Below are 21,096 nucleotides of genomic sequence, written 5' to 3'. Positions count from 1 at the left end.
GCCGACTGCCTTCCCTTGTAACCACACTTTCGTGCACTTAGACAAAAAGAGCCAAATGGATCGTTTTGATCCACTCGGCTCTTAGCGTTATTTTACAATAATTTGTATAACATCACTTACCGTTGTTCCACTTCCATTCATAATTCACTGCTCTGATTCAGAAAGTGTCGGTTCAACTGGCGCTTCATTGGCAAGCTGCTCCGAATCATCGGAATGCCGTTCGAACATAACTGCGTCAACCCTCGTATAGATCATATCCGCAGGAAGCGTTGGCGGGTCTACCGTGGTAGGCGTAACCCTGGTTAATCGAACATACTCGCTACCGTCGCCCGTAAAGTCGAACGTCCCCAGATTAACCCAACCCGATGATCCGGTCGTTGCATCGATATAGGTGACCTCGGTACCCGCTTTATGTTTCACTTCCACTTTGACATTGTTATCGTTTGCTGTCGTATGGACGAGTTTATAGATCGAGACCGTATATTTACCTTCTGGAAACTCGCCTTTCCACGTTGCTGATGAGCCTTGAACTGTTGAATAGCGGGATTTAACCCCAATTTTGTATCCTGCTAAATTGCTTTGGCTCCATGACCCTTCTGTCGTGTATAACCCAGTTGTATTTGTGCTATCGACGATAACCGTTAAGTCCCTGATCGTGATGTTCAAAGGTGGTGTGGTTAAGGTCACTCCGTCAATCGTAACAGTAGCCCATACCTCAATGTGATCCGTGTTCCCATCAAGATTAAGAAGGGTCAACACCCCACTGCTATTCACTTCGGCAAGATCCGTACGATCAACGAAATACTGCACATCGGCTTGTGTAAGATCACCGACCAAACCGTTATCCAAATAACCGGTTACATTCAGTTGTGCGGTTTGAGTCATCTGCAGTTCGTTCCGATCGGACAGGATCACAGCAGACTCCAATTGCGGTATCTGGTTCGCGTCCACCCACATGATCGAATCGGCAACGACCCTGGACTTGTTGGCCTTGTTGGTTAGTTCCACGTACCCGCTATCACCTGCAGCAAAAGGATAATCCCCTAGGTGCACCCAAGTACCATTCGCCGTTGTCTCATCAACGGTAACCGTCTCGGAGCCCCCGTTATAATAAACGGTAAATGAGGCATTTGTAGCCCAATTTTCACTCGTTGCAGTGATTTGCGGAATCTTGTAATACACACTGTAAGTGACACTTTCCGGCAGCTCAGGCCGCCATCTCATTTTACTTGTCGCTGTGCCGGTCGTAGATTTGGCATACACATAGTTATCATAATAATAATCGTTAGCCGTCGTATCCCTTATCCAGACGCCTTCTGTCTCCGCCTCCGTATTATCCACGATGATGGATGAACTATCCTGCCCATCGGGTTGGACTGGAGTTTCCGTTACCTGATCAGGCAGATAAAGTGTACGCTTGTTGGTCTGTTTCCCGTCCGATTCCACGTAATACGTAAAGGTTTGGGATAAATCATCCACTCGTATCGACCATTCCATCGGGTATATCGTATCGGGTATAGTCGTATACGTAGCTCCGCCATCCAATGAATAATGGATTGTCGCTGGTTTCGTTGTTTTGGCCTGTACATAAGCATCATAAACTGTTTCGTCGGGCTTAACGATCAGCATGCCTTTAACCGCATCAATTGGACTGTGGGTATCAAAGAAATAACTTGCATCCGATGTATCTGCCGTTCTGACCTGATGCAGCGGTACATCAATATCAAGTCCCTCTACAATGATCGCGGTGATGCCCTTGCCTGAAACCGTGGCTTGAATGATTCCACCACTCATAACTGCTTGTTCTGGTGTACCATTGTCGCGGATGATCGTTACGTTATAATCCTGTGCCGGGTCGAATCCAATGATATGTTCATTCAATTCAATCGGAGTCTGAACTTCTTCAGACGATGCATTGCTTAATCCGATGTAAAATTTATCCCCGCTCTCACCCGTTATCCAGTTTAATTGAGGATGATTGGTCTTAATAATCCCCTTGGGCATCCATAGCCAAACGTCGGAGTTACCATAAAATTGACCTGGTTTATTCCCATAGAGGTGATATTTGAACCATAAAAAATTCGTTTCAAATACGGAAGGAAACGTAATGCTCCCGTTCGATTTTAATGATTGTTCGCTGATCAAATAATCCATCGTTTGCCCGAGTTGCCCAGGGATATGGTGATAATAGATGGATGTAGCCCCGCTTGGGCCTTCCAGAGGAAAGTCCGGTTCAAGTTGGCTAACGGCGAAGCCTTTATAATAATAACCTGGATAACTGGAATATCGTCCAATAACCGCATTATGAGCAATATCCTGCAGCAGTTCATCCCCTGTATAAAGCGACAATCTCAGCATGAATGGAGCTTCCTGAGCATTCATCCGATAATAACCGGTTGTACTTCCTGCTTCAAACGTCAGTCCGCTCGGTGAAACAAGCCAACGCTCCGCTTGAACGCCTCCGGCAATATCTTCGGGAAGCTTAAGCCTAGGATATTGAAATTTACCACTTTCCGGCCAATGGAACGACTCCGCGTAATTATATGTCTCCGGCTGAGGAATCGTAACGTTACCTTCAGGAACTGGACGAGCAACAAACATGGTTGCATACCGTTTGGCTTCCTTATAGGCGGCATCCAAGTATTTGGGATCCTGAGTTTCCTCATATAGCTCCAAGATCTCCATCCACAGCTTGCTGTAATAATAAATGAACTCATTTTTACTCACATCGACGGATGCAGGCGTATCGATATGTTGCGTGATATAACTGTCGGCTGCATCCTTCGCAGCTTGCAAATACTGTGCATCTCCCGTCATCCGATACATCATCAGGGGCTGAATGACAGGCCCGCGGTCTTTCTGATCCGGGTCACGTACGAGGTATTCTTCCTGTGCCAGCGCCCCAATACCAGCTGTAGTGCCCATCATCTGGTGAACAGCGGTGACACTTGAAACATCAAACGGCAGAGTAGCCATTTTCCATAACGAAGGCACACCGTATACTTTTTTCTGCGTTGGCGACCAACCGATACCATTTCGCGATACGCCATACTGGACGGACGGCAGTGCTCTCGTATCGTATAGCTGGTCATCTCCAGTCAAATAGTAAGCCCCCAAAAGAACCGCATTTGAGCTTGTTCGGACGCTATCCTCGTTTTCGATATCAATAAAACCCTTGGCACGGCTCCACCACCCGCTGGGTGATGGGACATAATTCACAGAGTCGTCCCCTTGCGGCTCAATTTTAAGGAGATCAATCATATTAAACATCGCGTCAGTAAGCGACTGATCTGACACATTTTCCCGGTATGCCGAATAATCGTACTCATTGCGAAGAATATCCACGTAGGACTCATATAGATTGCTTTTTTGAGCGATTAGCCCCATATGAAATTGATACGTGCTTTCTGCGGTCATTTGTGAATAAGTCCCTAATTGAGGGGCATACAGGATGGGTTGCACACTGCCTTCGTTGTTGACCAGGCTCATGCCAAGCCGTTGTTTCGTCACACCTCCCGTCGGTTCAAATTCAACCGGAAGCTCTGTCGTAGGTACAAATACGCCATACGTTAATGGATTTCCCGAACCATCTTTTTTCTCAACTAGGCTCATCGGAGCGCTCAGCTCTCTTAAACTTGTTGATTCCACCGTACCTACCATTTTGGCATGTGACCTGAATCCATTTAACACTTCATTGATGCCCGAGACTGCCTCTGTTGTGAAGGACTGATATCCAATCACATAATTGCCGTCGCGGCGAGGTGTAAAGGCAAAAGAAACATCTGGTTTATCCCCTGCCATGGACCAGTTCACTTCAAAATAGTAATCACTGCCATGCCTAGAATCGGTTAATACCGCCGTCTGGCTGTCTGGAAAATGGACCCCGTCGAATGTAATCCAGCGTTTGTTCATCGTATCGTAGTAATTGGTTCGGCTGCCCGCGTTCCCGTCCAATAGAACCCATTGTTCCTCAAGTCTTTCCGATTCATTATTGATTGGAACCCAGTTCCCTGTCTCCGTGTTTTTGTAGAACATGTCACGAACGATGGATTTACCTTCATCCCATGCTGCCTCATAGAAGGTTGCCTTATAGTTCGCATTTTCGATGCTGCCTTTCTCTGTGTAACTGAGATTCGCTAAGGTACGGCTTCTTAGCGGGGGGAGCGGTGGTGCTTGTTGACGGATATTCCCCTCGAACTTGACTGCATCAGCCCGCGTAATAATTGTACCCGTAGAAGGCTGCGTTCGAGTCAGCCTGACAAATTCGCTATCATCACCACTAAACTCATACTCCCCCAGATCCACCCATCCAACCGATGGACCTGACGAAGGTCTTAGATCCATAAACTTAACATCCGTAATCCCGTTATGAACAATCTCAATTTTCACATTACTGTCTGCTTTATCCGCCCAATCCAGCTTATAGAACGATATCCTCGCCGTCCCTGCTTCCAAGCGTGGATTCCAGGTGATGCTTCTACCTACAGCGTCTGTAAATTTGGAACTGGAATTATTGTATCCCTTCACTCCCGCGCTTGTGCTCCAATATGGAGCGGAGAATCCGTTATTAGCGTTGCCGGAATCAACCGTAACGACATGATCAATTGTGAGGCTCCCATCATCAATGATGATTGTCTTATGTGGCTCTTTCTGCGTTATATTCCCTTCGAACTTGACCGCATCCGCGCGTGTAAGGATCGTGTTTGTGGTGCCGGTAGAACGGGTCAATTGAACGAATTCTTCACCAACTCCAGAAAAATAGTACTCTCCCAAATCAACCCACCCTGCTGGAGCGCCAGATGAGGGTCTTAGATCCATAAAGACTACATCCGTTGTTCCATTATGAACAATTTCGATTTTTACATTGCTATCAGCCTTATCCGCCCAATCCAGCTTATAGAACGATATTTTCGCCGTTCCTTCTTCTAAGCGTGGATTCCATGTTATCGTTCTGCCTGCTGTACTCGTATATTTGGTGCTGGAAAGATCATACCCCTTCACCCCTGTGCTTGTAGTCCAATTTGGAGCCGCATATCCATTGTTCTTGTTACCCGCATCAGGTGTCACAACATCATTGATCTTGATACTCCCGTCATCGATGATAATCGTCTGATAAGGTAAGGTCTCCGCATAAGCGGTCCTTATTCCGATCAGGCTGGAAGGAACTACGACCGTCAACATGAAAACGATGAAGAAAAACAGCTTCCTTTTGACCATACAATTCACAGCCTCTCCTCATAATGATAACGCTTCCAAAAATGAGTTACCTTTTGCTCTAATGATCGTAAAAAAGCACTTAACCTTCCCTTCTGCCTAATCCCGCTCTGTCGTTTTTATCTTAGCATGTTAGATTACGGTGATATTTCTTTCATTTTAAGAATTTCTTATACGATTTTAAGTAAAAAAGAAACCTACATCCTAATTGATTGCTCAGTAGCAGTCAGATAGAATATAGGTCTTCCAAGTGTTGCAAGAGGACTTATCAATTATAAAGGCGGCTGCACCAATAACAACTTTCCAAGCTGAATGACGGTTTGATCATACCAAGCTGGATGTTGCCGAACATGTTCCATACCTCGTTCATTGCCACTTGCCTCAAACACGGCCGCTTTGTCAGTTTTCTCGTGATCGATCTCGAAGAGAACTGTATGTTTCCCATTTGTTAGCTCCGGCAAGAAAATATATTGATTTCTATTATGATCGTTGTAGAGCGTGAATCGATCAATAAGGAAGGGTTCTCCTCCATCCACCGACACCTTCAATCGGCCAGAATCCGGCCCCCCGATATCAAATAAGCCGATGTGGGTTCCCTCAAACTCCACTGTGATCGCCTCTCCGGCATCAACTGCTCGCCATAATCCGGGGAACAACCAATCATACTCACGTACTAAAGGAAAATCATCAGAGGTCATGTAAGACCACCCTGCGGAAAAATGAGTAAGACGATCCAGTGGCAACATGGTTGCATACTCCCAAGGATTGGCCGGGACCAAGGGGTCCTGCGGCAAGTGATGTTCGACTTTTCCCACGTGATCTCGAAGTTCTCTGATTTTCTCAAACGACCGGGTGATTGTATCGGTGTAAATCTGATGTCCTTTGGGGATCGTTGGATGGATCGAATCATGCGTGAAAATAACTGCTCCGGGGATGGATACGTCTGCCCTTGAAGTAAAAATAAGCTTTCCATCCGAAACCAATTGACTGACCGCTACGCCCAGATGAATCGAAGGAATGCCGTAATAGTCGGCGACTTCCTCTTGCATAAGAGCGCCCTTCTGGTATTCGCCGGATTGAAATGAGGTCAAATCCCGCTCCTTGATCGTATATACAAACAGGATATCGATAAACCGGCTGCGCTTGCGAATCTGTCGGACAATGCCTTCGATCCGCGCCTTGGATTCGGGAACTCCGCCATCGTTGCCAACGAATTCAACAAATACGAGATCAGGCTGATGACGAAGCACATCTGTCTCTAAACGGGCGCAGCCGAGGTCCGATCCTGTCCCATCAATGCCTGCGTTCACAGCGTGGATATCGGCATGGGGATATTGCCCTCGCAGCCAATCCGCCGTCATGACCCTATATCCTTTCGAACGTGTATTACTACCGCCGAAATAAACGATGGTCACGGTTTCTCCATTTTCCAACTTCTGAATGACATTAGGTAGCCCTCTTCGTGGGAAAAATTCCTTCATCACGACTTCACCCGCCCTCACTTAGCGTTATTAGGAGCATAAAGTTTTACAGCAAACACTTCATAATAAGGCGAACCATACGTTGCACAGAAATCAAACCGGATGTGGGTTACACCTTGTGCAAACACCTGATGTTTGTTCAACGAAAGATAATTCCCACGGACTTTAATTTCACTCTCGCTTCCATCTTCCAAAGTTAAAGTCACATCATAATCTTGAATCAACGACTCGATTGGATCATCAAAATGCTCCAAATTCAGCTGCGAATTGAAAACAAGATGGATTTCATCCAGATTCTTGGGGCTTGCAAAACCAAATTCCAACCATTCCTGTCCTTCCGTACGTTCCGAAATCCAGCTGTTCGGCAGACCATAAGGTCTGGAGAAGCCGTTGACGACATTCGCGGGATTATACATATCCTGGGATGGTAGCAGATCCTTGAAGCAAATGCTCTTATTAAGTTTCTTCAGCCTGGATGGCTCTTCCGGTCTATAAAGGAAGCTCACCGCTCCAGTCATTTTCTCTTCATTGCCATACACGGCAAGGCTCGCCGTACCTTCCAATACGATGTAGATTTTGTCGTCTTCTGGCTTCTTGCAGTTGAGGTCCAGTGTAATCCAGTCATCGTGACCCGCTGAAATCACCAAGTTGTAGCCCTTCAGCTCGCTGGTGGGAATATAGTTTTCCTTTCGATCCCCACCAAACAGCTTCACTTGCAACGTTTCCGAATGCTCGGATCTATTTTTAATTTTGATCTGCACGCTTTCAACCACGGGTGTCTGAATCGGCAAGACCAAACATAACGCGTTCTCCAAGGAGATCTCTTCGGTTGTATGAAGTTGTTCATAGCTTCGCTGAGACGAGGCACGAATCGTTAATCCGTCTGCGAAATAAGGATCTAACGGCTCTTGAAGCCCTACAATTGTTTGCCCGTCTCGAAGCAACTGCGCCTGAAGCTCACCCATATGCGCTTTGACGATGGCCGCAGGGTCTGTATCATATTTTACGCATAACGCAGCAGCCGTTCCTACCGCCTGCCCCATACAACCACAAGTTGCCATCACCCTTGTAGACCCAAAAGCCACATGAGTAGCGCTTATATTACGGCCAGCGAACATGAGATTAGGAATATTGCGTGAAAATAAGCTGCGAAAAGGGATATTATACAATCCCGGCACAAAGTTCCACGCGGTAGCCGGCCCTTCATCGTAGATGCCTTTATTTGCATGCAGATCCATATACCAACCTCCGACGGATACCGCATCTTCGAAATGAGTCTTTTCTGTAAGATCGTTCTGAGACAGCATGTGTTCCCCTATAAAACGTCTCGACTCCCGCTTTCCCGGAATCGGGCATACATAATCTAGGATAAGGTTGTCTACATCATCAAACTCACCGCTATTTTTGATATAATCCCATATCCCGTATACCAATTTCCGCAGTTCCAATGCGATGTCTTCATTATTCTTGATAATATCCATATGTCCGCCGTATTCCAGCCACCACAATCCGCCAAGCCCGTTGATTTTCCTTGGAAAAGATCGATGATTTAATCCTTTTCTGATACTATCAAAAAACTCCAGCTTCGTAATATCATACGCAAAGCCTGGCCTTTTGTAAGGAACGGAATAGTTTACGTCACGGGCTTGAAACAGAATCGTATCACCCATCGTGTAATGATCTGCCACTTCTGGAGCGAGCTCCTCCTGGTATTCATGCTTCGCCTCTCTTCCCCATCGGAAGTGAGCACCTGCTTGGTATCCAACAATTCCATCACCGGAGCAATCGATATAGGTTGGGCTTTCAAAACGAAATTTTCTTTCGGAAGCCAATTGAAGGCCCTCCACCCATTGAATTCTGCCGTTCTCCATGCCCGTTTCATGCACACATGTATTCAGAAATAGAGAAATGTTGGGTTCATCATAAACCATGTCAAGCAAGACCGTATCCGAAAGTGAAAGCATAAGCTTTTTGTTGTATAACGGATTATAATGAAAGATCTTCAGTTTAAGTTCTTCCACCAACCCGCCTTCGCGAGCATAATAGGATGGACTGTTTCCGAGATATGCCGACCCGTTAATGTGAACTCTGACCTCGCTGCTCGCATTTCCACCCAGAACTGGCCGATCATTGATAAGTGAAACCAGCAACCCTTGGCGTGCGGCAGCAATGGCAGCACATATCCCGGCAATTCCTCCACCAATGACGGTTACATCTGATTTCATAAGCTCCATTTTGATAACCTCCATGATTAGATGCTCCTATCATGGTAATGGTTTTGACCCTTTTTTTTTTACAGGATTTCGCGAAAAAATCATACATTTTTTTGTATCCTTATTTGAATTCCTACCGTGTCATTTTTATCCGGTATTGCTTAGGTGTATCCCCCGTATATTCTTTAAAAAGTTTGCAAAAGTACCCTTCATTGACGATGCCTACTTCCTCGCACAATTCCAATAATGAATAATCTCGAACGTTTAACAACTCGAGGGCGAGATGGATTTTTTTACGGTTAATGTAGCTGATCACGCCTTCGTTCATTGTTTTTTTGAATAAGCTACTAAAATACGATGGTGCTAAATTCACTTCCTCGGCAATTGCCTCCAACGTTAAACGTTGTTTCAGGTTTGTCTCTATATAATGCATTGCACTCATAATTTCTGCACGATGTAATAGTTGGCCCGCATGCACGTATTCGAATGTGAAGTCGCCAATATAGGCGAGTTGCTCCTGAAAAGCCATAAATTCCATGGGGAAGTCTGGAACTTCCGTGGCCATCTTATTCCCCGATTTAAATTTCACGGTAATGTCTCTGTACAAATCTCTAATCATTGGCGCCATGATAGACTTGTGAATTTTATGGTCCGTAACAAATTGCGACAGATCGGCAAGTGCATTGTCCAGCTCTTCCTTGGAAATCTTCCTCTTCAGGCGTATAAGAAAATCAGCAAGCTTCTGCTGAAAATCTGCTTTTTTGTCATTATGGTATTGGAACCGATGCATCGGTGTTTTTACGACTTTTTCGGTATGATAATAGAAATCCTCACTCACATTTTCAGCTTCCGTGTACGCCTGTTTGATCGATTCCCAGCCTCGATGCGGACTTCCAAAAGCGACAGATACCCTTTTATTCAAATATTGATGCAAATGAGAGATGATCTGCCCTCCCAAAGATAAACAAGCATATTCCGTTTCCATATCACTGCGGTTATTTTCCCAAGATAAAAAGCCAATAAAACGATTATCGGACAGATCCGCAGCTACGCCACTGCTACCATTCATCACCGTTTCTTCGATGATATTTGTTATCGCATATTTCAAGATGTTTTGATCTGCGGCCGCGTATTCGTTTCGGAAACTTTCGTACGTATTCATCTCAACGATGAAGCAGCAATAGTTGGCTTGAAAAAAATGAAACTGCATGCGATTGGCAAAATCCGATGCCCGATGAGAAGGGATTTCGCCTCGGATTAATTCGTTAAAAAATTGCTTGCGGACTCTATATTTATTTTCAAGCACGGATACGTTTAACGAGTGAAATTCCGCCTCTTTTTTCTCAAACTCATTTAAAATTCCGGCTGCCTTATCCAACGCTCGATTCAAATCCGCTTCCCTCAGTGGAACCTTTACAATGTACTCCAATACGTTGGCTTGAATCGCTCGTTGAGCGTATTCGAAGGATGAATAGGCGGTCAGAAGTATGTATTGGGTATGGGGGAGCTCCGCCTTGAGCTGCTCAATCATGGAGATTCCGTCCATTCGCGGCATTACAATATCGGATATGACGATATCCGGTTTAAGTTTTATGATCTCCTCGATCCCATTCAGCCCATTATTCGCTTTGCCCACCAGAACAAATCGTCGATCCCTATGAGAGAGTTCATTAAAAAACAATTCCAATCGCTGAATGATCAGGTCTTCATCGTCAACAATGAAGCAGGTATAGTCTCTCCCCATTATGCATCTCCTTTTGGCAATTCTGCCGGGAATACAGCGCGTATACGGGTTATTTCCTTAGGTATGCTAATGATATCCAGCCCGAATTGATCTCCGTAGTGGAGTCTTATTCGCCCATGAATATTATTCAGTCCGATTCTTTTCCTTTTTACTTCCTCTTCACTCGGTTCTGAGATTAAAATATGTTTTATTTTATCAGCTGGAATTCCCTCTCCTTGATCAATAACTTCGATGATGACGATGCCGTCCTCCCTGTACGCATGAATCGTAATAGGGCCCTCAATTCCCCCTCCGTTATAACCATGGAAGATACTATTCTCCACAAGGGGCTGTAACAGCATTCGGAAAACTAGAAAATCCATCAGTCCTGCTTCGATATCTTCAATCAAGTGGAAGTTTCGGTTATACCGAATGTTCTGGATCTCGATATAGTCCGCTACATTGCGTAATTCCTGGCGTAGGGAAACCTTCTCAGAAGCATCGTCTATCCCATATTCCAATAATGAAATGAGCGATCCGATCACCACATCTACTTTCTCTATTTGTCCGAGACGTATCACATTGCTGATTGAACCAAGTGTGTTATACAGAAAATGTGGGTTTATTTGAGACTGTAACACCTGGATTTCCAGCTTCCGCTCAAGTTCATTATGAAGCTCGGCCCGGCGAATCAGTTCCACAATTTGCTGTAACATACGATCGAATGCTCGTGAAAGATCGCCAAACTCATCGTTTCGATTAATCGTAACTGTTGTTGTAAGGATACCTTGTTCCACCTGCTTCATTTTTGTTTTGAGCGTATAGAGTGGTTTTCTTATATATTTGGCAACCAAAAAAGAAATGAACAAACTTAAAAGAAGACCTGCAGCGAGCAGCTCGAGGTAATAGGTTTCCAATCTGGACAACGCTGCTTTTAAGCGTGATTCATCGTTGATCGAGATGATGGTCCAGTTGAACTTCTCCGTTGGTTTTTTCAAAAGGGAGACCGGAATACCGTCGTTGGAATACAGTTGAAGGTTTGTTTCTGTCGTATCCAGAATTTCTTCCGCTGACGTCTCTCCGATCGAAAAAGAATGATCTTGAATATTCAGAGGTCCTTTATTTTCAGAAAATCCGGCAATGATCTTACCTGACGCAGTGATCAGAGCCAGATTCATTTGTTCCTGTTTATTAATCTTGAACAAGGTTTCTTCAATGGCATTTAGATCCAAATCAACCGCAATGGCCATAGGAAACGGAGCACCGTTCAGATATCGAACCATCGTAACGGTCCAGCCGGAATACTTCGATTTGTAAGGTTCACTAACAAAGGTAGTCCTTCTATTCTTGTCAGCCGCATCAAATAAAGGTGCTCTTTCAGATAAAGGTTCATCGAATATTCGAGTAGGTGTACTTCCACCCAGAATGGATAAATCGCTTTTGATCAAATAAATATTACTGACATAAATACTGTTGAGTTCATACAGCTCCCTTAATTGCTTTTTAATCACTTCGGTATTGTTAATGTTGGCTTTCACTGATGTTTCAACTGAGAAGAGAATCGTCTGGAAGGAGGAAAAATTAACGGTAAAATACTGGTCAACCTTGTCTAGTATTTGATTGGTGTAAAAAATGTCATTGGTTCTTATTTCCTTTTGGACATAGCGATAAGACAATTGGCTTATCAAGATGATGCAGCCTAATACAAAGGCAAACACGATAAAAAATAATTTTAAAGGCAAGCTGATTCTTCTTCGCATCGATCATCTTCCTTTTAGTTCCGTTTTAAACTAAGAATAGCATATGCTAATAAAGAGAGGGCTACGAATAGCCACTCTCTCTTCGTTTATTTTTACTTGATAAGGCCGGCTTCTTTAAATTGCTGGATTGCTGTTTCCTTATATTTCTGCATGTCAAACTTGGTATCCAGCGTCTGAAGGAAATTGTCCCAGTTGGAAAGAGACTCTTTCCCCGTCATAAATTTAACTAAGCTTTCATTAATGAAACGTGTGCGGTCAGCATCCAAGGTATCGCTAGGGTCAGGGGTCAATAAATTTCCTGGCAGCGTTGGCCCCACATATTGCTGATTGTCCTTGAAAGCTTCCGCCGTCTTCGGATTCTGGAAGCTGAAGTACTCTGCATCATCACCACGGCGTGGCATTCTATAATGATCGACCCACAGGTACTTCTCTTTCATTTCCTTTGATAATTCGGAGGTTTTATTTTTGATCTTGCCGTCTACGACATCCCAATGGATGCCTTTGATTCCGTATGCAAAGTTTGGATAAGCTTCTTCATCCGTAAAGAGATAATTCAGCATGGACAAGATCCGAATGATTTTATCCTCGTCCGCTTTTGCGGATATGGCCCATGAATTACCTTGGAATGATTTTCTCTCTACAATTTGATCACCGTAAGGACCTTTCATCGGAGGAATAACGATCCATTCCGGCACCTCGCCACTAATTTCTTTCATTTTCTGCTGATAGTCCGGCTCCAGTCTGCGAGCATCTCTAATCATGAAGCCAACTCTACCCTTAAACATCTTTTGGTCCAACAGATCAGGCGAATTCATCGTCACCCAGTCCGGGTCAACCACCTTGGCTGCCATCATTTTATTAATGTAAGCAAGCGCCTCTTTCATTTTGGGATCGATAAACAGAAATACCGGTTCATTATCTTTTATCTCAACGGCTGAAGGAGGATTGACGCCAAACATCCACATCAAGCTATCAAAGCCATAGGTTTGCAGATTGCCTTCTTTATTCATACCACCGATGAATCCGTACGTATCGTTTTTTCCATTCCCATCCGGATCTTTCTCTGTAAAGGCTTTCATAACTTCGAACAACTCATCAGGTGTCGTTGGTACCTCCATATTCAGCTTTTTCAGCCAATCGTTGCGGATGAAGAAGCTTCGACTGATACCGTTTACATTATCATAGCCTGGAACTCCAATGGTCTTCCCTTGATAGGACATTGCCTCCCATGAGTCGGTGCCAAATCGTTTCTGTAGTTCAGGGAATTGGTCCAAATACGGTGTTAAATCCGCAAGAACTCCTTGGTCGTAATATTGCGCAAGATCAGCACGACTTTTCAAAAAGATCAAGTCTGGAATATCCCCGCCTGCAATGAGTGTATTCAGTTTGGTTGTTGCTTGACCAGCCTGAGGAATCATCATCTCCAAGTCGATGTTCATCTCTTCTTCCAACATTTGGCGTTGAATATCTTCATCACGTGGAGGTACCGGAGCAGCAGCATTAAAAGTGCCTTGGTTAAACATTGAGATTTTCATTTTGGTTGCAAACTGCCCTTGCGAATTACTCGAAGTTGTCGATGTAACTTCTTCATTCCCCCCACATCCTGACAAAAGCGTTCCAAGTCCTAAGATTGCCGACAGAATAGCAAATGAAATCTTTTTACGCTGCATATTGACCTCTCCTTTGCTTGTATATTATCACGGTTTCCCCGTAATAAGTTAGGTTGGAACACCTTTTATCCTTTAACGGATCCCAGGAGTACACCTTTGGTAAAATGCTTTTGCAAAAATGGATAAACGATCAATATCGGGACTGTAGTTACAACTACTGTAGCCATCTGCACAGCGAACGTACTGACAGCCCCGGAATTGGCGAGCGAATCAGCGCTTTGAGTTGCAACGTTAAGCAGAATGTTGCGCAAAATCACTTGAAGTGGCATGTAGTTGGAATCATTGATATATACAATAGCATCAAAATAACTGTTCCAATGCCCGACTGCGTAAAATAAGGAAATGGTGGACAGGACGGGTAAGGACAGGGGTAAAATGATCCGCCATAACGTCTGAAGTTCACTGGCACCGTCTACCCTCGCTGATTCCTCAATTTCACCAGGTAATTGTTCAAAAAAACCTTTGATGATCACCAGATTAAATGCACTAATGAGATTTGGAATAATCAATACCCAAGGACTGTTTAACAATCCCAGAGAGCGGATTAGTAAATAAGTCGGAATTAATCCCCCACTGAACATCATGGTAAACACAATGAAGAGTAAAAACGGACTTCTTCCGGGCAAATATTTTTTGGATAACGGGTAGGCCGCGATTACCGTAAAAAACACATTTAACGCAGTCCCTACAATCGTTCGAAATAACGTAATTTTATACGCCTGCCAGATCCCATGAGAAATGAATACTTCTTTATAGGCCAGAAAGGTAAAGGACTCTGGTATAATCACAATCCCTCTTCTTAATACTTCCGATTCTGGTGTTACGGAGACAGCAACCACATATAGAAAGGGTAGCACGCACAGTAGGGATAATATAATAAGAACTACATAAACGACGGTTTGCCAGACTTTTTCCCCGATTGTCATATGGATCATTCTAAAGACCACCTCACCAGATTTGCCCATCGAATTTTTTGGCGAGCTTATTCGCTGCCAACACTAAAGCAAATCCGATGACAGCTTTAAACAATCCTACAGCCGTAGCCAAGCCAATCTTAAGACGTTCCAACCCTTCGCGGTATACCCATGTGTCGATAATATCGATCTTCTCCTGGTTAAAGGTGTTGGCAAACATGAATATTTGGTCAAAACCCGCATCCAGGATATGGCTTAATTTAAGAATCAGCATCAGAATAATGACTCCTCGAATACCGGGTAACGTGATATGCCAGAGCTGTCTCCATTTGGATGCACCATCCATTCGAGCCGCTTCATACAAGCTTGGATCGATTCCTGCCAAGGCGGCAAGGTACAAAATGGCCCCCCATCCAATATCCTTCCATACTTCAGATAAGATGATCAGCATTCTGCCCCAGGCAGGTTCCGTTAGAAACGAGATGGGTTCAACACCTAAATCCTTCAAAATCATGTTAAAGAGACCATCGCCTGGGGCTAGTAATGCTACCATAATTCCATACACAATGACCCATGATAGAAAATGAGGTAAATAAGTGATCGTCTGTACGATTTTCTTAAACCATTGGCTATACACTTCATTGAGGAGTAAAGCAAGCACGATGGGCGCGGAGAAACCAAACAATAGCTTATACAGCGATATGACGATCGTATTTTTCATGATGTCCCAGAAATAAACGCCGTTCATAAAATCGGTAAAATTTTTGAATCCCACCCATGGGCTATCCCATAGTCCCAAAGCCAGGTTGTAGTTTTTAAAAGCAATCATAATTCCCGCCATAGGAATGTATTTGAATACCGCAAAGTAAATTAAAGCTGGTAATAAGAGAGCATACATCACTTTGTGCTTTTGTATCGTCCTTATCCATGTCTTTCGCTTTTTGGAGATGGGAATGGCGTCCGCTGCCAACTTTGCTTGCATTTCATCACCTCGTCTTTGTTTGTATTTGTATAATAGCACCCACCTATCGGATAAATTTCTGAAATATCAAGAATTTCTTATAAGATTTTAAGGAAGTGTGCCTGGCTCGTTCCAACAGCTAATCCCGGCAGGTGAGACAAGAACTGTTCTACTAAAATAAAAAAAAGCCGCTATAATAGCGACTTTCAAATGCCGTATTTATACTTCTCCCCAAAAAATCTCAGTTTCATAATCGAATTCAACAATTATTGTTCATCGATCGTCACGCTCCCATCACTATTTTGACATCCTATATACTGGCTTCAGTAATAGCTTCAAAATCTTACTGCCCCAAAAAGCAAATACCGTCGTTCCGGTCCATGAGCTGCGCTTATCTTGGCTGTATTGATCGTTGATCATATAGGTTCGAGTCGAAATAGGACTCTTCAGACCGAACTGTTCCCATTTCTCGGGATCATTCGAACCTCCAAGTTTTCTAAGCATATTTGCCGACTCATGATCTATTTTAGCCGGAATTTGCTCGAATGCTTGGGTGATTTGCGTATGAAACTCGTCGATTGGGTTACGACTGGTAATGCTCTCGAGATGAATGCTTTCACGAATGTAAGAAACAAATGCCAGATGGTCAGCCCAGAACTCGTCGATATAAAAAAGCCGTACACGCCGCTCCGATGGACTCATCAGTCTCTCAGCTTTCAAAATTCCGAGCCGTTCTTCATATAGAATTCGCCTCTGATCCTCCACCATATCCGAATAACCGTTCAATTCCCGCTGAATATCGAAGTTTTGACCTATAATAACGTGCTGGATATGCTCGATTTTGCTGTGGAGCGCCGGATCATCAAGAACCTCGTCCTGATTTGGAGCGCGAAACAGTTTATGAATGCCAAAGCGAAGCATCAACTCGTCCTCCAGGCTAATATAAAATACGGAAGACCCAGGGTCACCTTGGCGGCCGCAACGTCCGCGCAACTGGTCGTCAATCCGCATGCTTTCGTTCACATATGTACCTATCACGTATAATCCGCCCAGTTTGGCAACCACTTCTGCCTGTGCGGGATTACCGCCACCGAGACGAATGTCGACGCCGCGCCCTGCCATATTCGTAGATACCGTTACCGCGCCTATTTCTCCCGCTTTAGCGATGATTTCGGCTTCTTTTGCATCGTTTTTGGCATTCAGAACCTGGCAAGGTACGCCAGCAGTGGCAAGCGCCTCCGCCAGCATATCAGATTCCTCGACGCTTGACGTACCAATAAGAATGGGGCGTCCCATCCTGTGGACGGAAGAGATTTCTTGTACAAGCGCCTTATATTTGGCTTCTTTATGGGTGTAAATTCGGTGTTTGTGGTCAATCCGTATGTTTGGCTGGTTTGGCGGTATTTGCACGACTTGCAACGCATAGATATCCTCAAATTCCATTGCTGAAGCATGCGCCGTAGCCGTCATTCCGCAAATTCCCGAATACAGGCTAATAAAGTGCTGAATGGTGATCGTGCCGAGAATTCTCCCGCCGGCCTTCCACTGTAACCCTTCTTTGGCCACCAGCGCAGCTTGCAGCCCGTCCGGCAAATATCTGTTCTCGGCCACACGGCCGGTGTGTTCTTCGATTAGCTCAATTACACCGTCCCGGACGATGTAATCGACGTCTTTTTTTAATAATGATTCCACATGTAGCGCACAATTCAATGACGTTAACCAATGGCTGTTATGGCTATCGTACAAATTGCCACATCCCAGCAGCAACTCTGCTTTTGCAGCACCCGCTTCATTCAAGTAAACGTTCCGCTGGAACTCGTCAAAATCGTAATGCTCTCCTGGCTGCAGCTGCCGGGCCACTTCTGCGAAAAGAACGCCATCACTTTTGGAAGCACTCGAATCGCCACTAATGACTAACGGCACTCGTGCTTCATCAAGAAGCAATGAATCTGCTTCGTCAACGATGACGTAATGGAAAGGACGATGCACGGTATCAGCCTCATTAAATGCGATTGTGTCGCGCAAATAATCGAACCCTGCTTCTTTAGCTGTAACATAGGTTATGTCCTTGGCGTAAGCTTCCCGTTTCTCGAACAGGCTCATGCCCGCTTGAACCGAGCTTACCGTTAACCCGAGGAAGCGATAGATCGGTCCCATCCACGCTGCATCTCGATTTGCCAAGTAGTCGTTAAAAGTAAGCACATGAACGCCTTTGCCTGTCAAAGCGTTGAGATAAACAGGCATAACAGCAGAGAGTGTTTTTCCTTCACCGGTATGCTGCTCGATCAAAAATCTTTCGTGCAAAGCGATAGCAGCCATAATCTGGACATCATAAGGCTGTAATCCGAGTGTTCTCTTCGCAACCTCGCAAACTAGAGCATAAGCATCAACAAGCAGATCATCCAAAGGCTTGCCTGATCTTGCTTCTTCTTGCAGCCGAAGAGATTCCGCTTGCAGGTGCTGATCGTCCCAAGTTTCCAAATTCCGTTTCCTTATAAGCTCCACTCTGTCTCGATAATCTTTCAACAAACGCCGGGTATCGCGCTCTTTGAATTCACGTATCAACTTGACGACTACATTCATCGGATTCTGATTCCTCCTTAGTAGAAATAAGTTGTGAAAAGAAAAGACTCCATATGGAGTCTTTTCTGTCGATGATTAACGTGCCACTCAAACTATTCGTTATAAGAGAAACCTACATTACTTCTCCGATGGGAGTGGTGTGAAGAGCAGATTGACCGGCAGGTTGCTTCCTGGTGCGGCAGAGAATAGAATGGTTACGCTCTCTCCAGTTGAACCGGTGCGGTAAAGCACGCTTTGTTCACTTGAATTGGCAACCGCAACGTTACCATCGGCAATCGATACCAACTGATTGTTCACCAGAGCTACTCCGGAGTACTTCCCTCCACGAGGGTTAAAGGAGATAAGCGTACGCGGTGCAACATTGGTCAGCGTGATTTTGTACAATACGCCGAAATTACCCGCATTGGATGCGTCTGTGTATGCCATTGGATCTGTTCCTACCAGATTGGGATCGCTTGAATTGTCACCAAGTGGCAGACGGGCAGGTTTGATTCCCACGTGCTCATCGTACTTTATAATACGAGTCGCATTCGGGTACGTACCACGGTTGTGCACTCCATCACGATCAAGCACAGGTAGCAATGACAAAGCCTCGAAAGGATCTTTATTTTCTTCCACCAGGATAACGTTATAGTCTAAGGAATAATCACTATAAGCGTCCGAATAGAGGGAGATTACTTGTCCTTCTTTCATCGGCGTTTTATTAAGTTCTGTCAAAATCAGTTTGCTTTCCCCAGGTTGAAGGTACTCTTTCTTTTGATCCGCTCCAGTCTGAATCGACTTGAACCATTTATCAATAGACAATTTCCCAGCTACGGTAGCATACGGTGTAGGTCCGGCAAAGCCCATATTCTGTTGTTCAAATACGGCTGGATTTGGATTGTTATTGGTTGCAATCACATACATTTTTACTCTTTTGCCTGTATTGTTCACGTGGTGAATCATGAAACGGGTCTGCCCCAAAGATGATTCTTTATATACAATGCCTTCCGTATTCACAGTTTCCGGACTGTTACTGCGGATCAGCAAACTTGGCTCATCCATGTACGTATAAGGCACTTTCTCCATCGTAGTCACTTCGCCGCCGTTAAAGGTGAATTTCTGTCCTACCGGCGTGAAGAGTAAATTAAAATCGGTAAATGAATATAAGGTCTCATTGGTTATGGTGATGACTTTGGAGTACGTGTTCGTAGCACCGTGATTGTCAGTTACCGTAAGAGTCACCGTTTTTGGCCCCGGTTCAAAGAACGCAAGTGAATTGTTCTCCCACGCCGCTTTAACAATATTATTTTCATCATCTGTACTTTGGTCTGTGTATGTTATTTTTTCGCCCATTTTATACTCTTCTTTATCCGTGGCGAACATGGCTACAGGAGGAAGATTAGGAGCCAAAACTTCAATCGTAGTTGAATAGGGATCGCTCCATTGACCATTGGAATCCTGTACTTGATATGAAATCGTATATGTACCTGCTTGATCAAATGAATCCTGGCGACCAGTCCAGCGTTCGTCAACGATATCCATTCCATTAGGTGAACTGGAAGAAGTCACGTAGTCTACTTGATCACCCGCAAAAATTTCCTTTTGGGAAATGGTAAAGCTTGCAACAGGTTTTGTATTAAGATTCAACACAACCGTTTTAGCCGACTGATTCACTTTATAGGTGATGTTCAGAGCTTGAGTAATGGAAGTTAACGGCACCATGAATGTACTTTTTTGCTGATAAGCAGGGCCTTTCATCGTTCTGGTCTCTCCATTTACCGTATAGTCCTTGCTGTTCGTTTTGAATCGGAGTTCATCTTCACCACTAATAATGATGGTTTCCTTGGTTTTGTTATCATATTTGACGCCATATCCCACACGGTCAACCAGCGCACGGATTGCAACATAGGATACACCGTTTTTTACAGCCATTGGCTGTCCAGCAAGATACGTTTTTCCATCCTGCTCCATTTTGTTGCTATTCATGTACAACGTCAGATTTCCACCTGCTACTGCAGGAGACGTCCCATCAACGGATGGTTGCTCTATCTGAGCAGGCGTAGCTGGCGTTTCAACCTTCTCAGGGGTTTCCTCTTGAACTACAGGTTTTGCATCCGTTTCGTTTGTAGTCGACTCTTCCCCATCCAATGCAGGTTTCTCGCTGTCTGTTTTAAGTGTTGCCTCAGTGCCGGTTGAGGTTTGAGTGTCCTTGGTTTCAGTGGGCGGAGTATTGATAGATTTGTTATTGCTCTCCGTCTTCACTTCACGCTCTGCAATCGGCTGCTCTTGCTGTAACACCTCAACTGATTCTACATTGGCTGTGTTTACTGACGCGGTGTCACCTTGCGGTGCTGATTGCGCACTCACAGAACCGACTGCAAATGCTTGAAAAACGGCTAAAGCGGTAAAAATGGATAATTTCTTCTTCATATTCATGTGTTGTCTTTGGCTCCTTCTACTCTCTAGTAATGTATAACCCCTCAAAAAGTCATAATATTAGACGCTAGATTTAGGAAAAAGTTTCTAATTGAATTGTAAATTATGGATTTTTGTGCAACTATTTTTTCAATGTTTGGTTATAAGTTCTTTGAATAA

General features: G+C 44.4%; 10 protein-coding genes. All 10 read right to left on the bottom strand.

What is annotated here, in order from left to right; genetic code table 11:
• Positions 1–144 precede the first annotated feature (144 nt).
• The 10 genes from MKY01_RS16070 to MKY01_RS16025 all read right to left on the bottom strand — a co-directional run bounded on the left by MKY01_RS16070 (position 145) and on the right by MKY01_RS16025 (position 20,937).
• The gene (locus MKY01_RS16070) at positions 145–5,217 is read right to left on the bottom strand and encodes a hypothetical protein (protein ID WP_339287041.1); all 5,073 of its coding nucleotides are present in this window, start codon (positions 5,215–5,217) and stop codon (positions 145–147) included.
• A gap of 269 nt (positions 5,218–5,486) precedes the next feature.
• The gene (locus MKY01_RS16065; RefSeq protein ID WP_339287181.1) at positions 5,487–6,695 is read right to left on the bottom strand and encodes a GDSL-type esterase/lipase family protein; all 1,209 of its coding nucleotides are present in this window, start codon (positions 6,693–6,695) and stop codon (positions 5,487–5,489) included.
• 17 nt (positions 6,696–6,712) lie between these two features.
• Positions 6,713–8,944, bottom strand: coding sequence for an FAD-dependent oxidoreductase (locus MKY01_RS16060; protein WP_339287039.1), 2,232 nt, complete (start codon positions 8,942–8,944; stop codon positions 6,713–6,715).
• Between the two features lie 97 nt (positions 8,945–9,041).
• A complete protein-coding gene (locus MKY01_RS16055) occupies positions 9,042–10,652 on the bottom strand; it encodes a response regulator (protein ID WP_339287037.1) in 1,611 nt (536 codons plus the stop codon).
• The gene (locus MKY01_RS16050) at positions 10,652–12,391 is read right to left on the bottom strand and encodes a histidine kinase (protein ID WP_339287035.1); all 1,740 of its coding nucleotides are present in this window, start codon (positions 12,389–12,391) and stop codon (positions 10,652–10,654) included. Before MKY01_RS16050 ends, MKY01_RS16055 begins: the two co-directional genes overlap by 1 nt.
• 92 nt (positions 12,392–12,483) lie before the next feature.
• Positions 12,484–14,061, bottom strand: coding sequence for an extracellular solute-binding protein (locus MKY01_RS16045; RefSeq protein ID WP_339287033.1), 1,578 nt, complete (start codon positions 14,059–14,061; stop codon positions 12,484–12,486).
• 65 nt (positions 14,062–14,126) lie between these two features.
• A complete protein-coding gene (locus MKY01_RS16040; RefSeq protein ID WP_036615551.1) occupies positions 14,127–14,996 on the bottom strand; it encodes a carbohydrate ABC transporter permease in 870 nt (289 codons plus the stop codon).
• Between the two features lie 13 nt (positions 14,997–15,009).
• A complete protein-coding gene (locus tag MKY01_RS16035; RefSeq protein ID WP_036615554.1) occupies positions 15,010–15,957 on the bottom strand; it encodes an ABC transporter permease subunit in 948 nt (315 codons plus the stop codon).
• 276 nt (positions 15,958–16,233) lie between these two features.
• Positions 16,234–18,519: a DEAD/DEAH box helicase gene (locus MKY01_RS16030; RefSeq protein WP_339287031.1), complete on the bottom strand. Its 2,286-nt coding sequence runs from the start codon at positions 18,517–18,519 to the stop codon at positions 16,234–16,236.
• Between the two features lie 117 nt (positions 18,520–18,636).
• Positions 18,637–20,937, bottom strand: a complete 2,301-nt coding sequence (locus tag MKY01_RS16025; RefSeq protein WP_339287029.1) for a stalk domain-containing protein — start codon at positions 20,935–20,937, stop codon at positions 18,637–18,639.
• Positions 20,938–21,096: the final 159 nt, after the last annotated feature.

Origin of the sequence: Paenibacillus sp. FSL R5-0486 (assembly GCF_037975155.1) — a bacterium.
GTDB lineage: Bacteria > Bacillota > Bacilli > Paenibacillales > Paenibacillaceae > Paenibacillus > Paenibacillus amylolyticus.
The sequence above is the reverse complement of the archived record's forward strand: the minus strand, read 5'-3'. Positions and strand labels throughout refer to the sequence as shown.

What these genes read in the sequence shown, in the direction of transcription:
- MKY01_RS16070 (WP_339287041.1), bottom strand. Translation starts at nt 5,217, where the DNA reads ATGGTCAAAAGGAAGCTGTTTTTCTTCATCGTTTTCATGTTGACGGTC.
- MKY01_RS16065 (WP_339287181.1), bottom strand. Translation starts at nt 6,695, where the DNA reads ATGAAGGAATTTTTCCCACGAAGAGGGCTACCTAATGTCATTCAGAAG.
- MKY01_RS16060 (WP_339287039.1), bottom strand. Translation starts at nt 8,944, where the DNA reads ATGGAGGTTATCAAAATGGAGCTTATGAAATCAGATGTAACCGTCATT.
- MKY01_RS16055 (WP_339287037.1), bottom strand. Translation starts at nt 10,652, where the DNA reads ATGGGGAGAGACTATACCTGCTTCATTGTTGACGATGAAGACCTGATC.
- MKY01_RS16050 (WP_339287035.1), bottom strand. Translation starts at nt 12,391, where the DNA reads ATGCGAAGAAGAATCAGCTTGCCTTTAAAATTATTTTTTATCGTGTTT.
- MKY01_RS16045 (WP_339287033.1), bottom strand. Translation starts at nt 14,061, where the DNA reads ATGCAGCGTAAAAAGATTTCATTTGCTATTCTGTCGGCAATCTTAGGA.
- MKY01_RS16040 (WP_036615551.1), bottom strand. Translation starts at nt 14,996, where the DNA reads ATGATCCATATGACAATCGGGGAAAAAGTCTGGCAAACCGTCGTTTAT.
- MKY01_RS16035 (WP_036615554.1), bottom strand. Translation starts at nt 15,957, where the DNA reads ATGCAAGCAAAGTTGGCAGCGGACGCCATTCCCATCTCCAAAAAGCGA.
- MKY01_RS16030 (WP_339287031.1), bottom strand. Translation starts at nt 18,519, where the DNA reads ATGAATGTAGTCGTCAAGTTGATACGTGAATTCAAAGAGCGCGATACC.
- MKY01_RS16025 (WP_339287029.1), bottom strand. Translation starts at nt 20,937, where the DNA reads ATGAATATGAAGAAGAAATTATCCATTTTTACCGCTTTAGCCGTTTTT.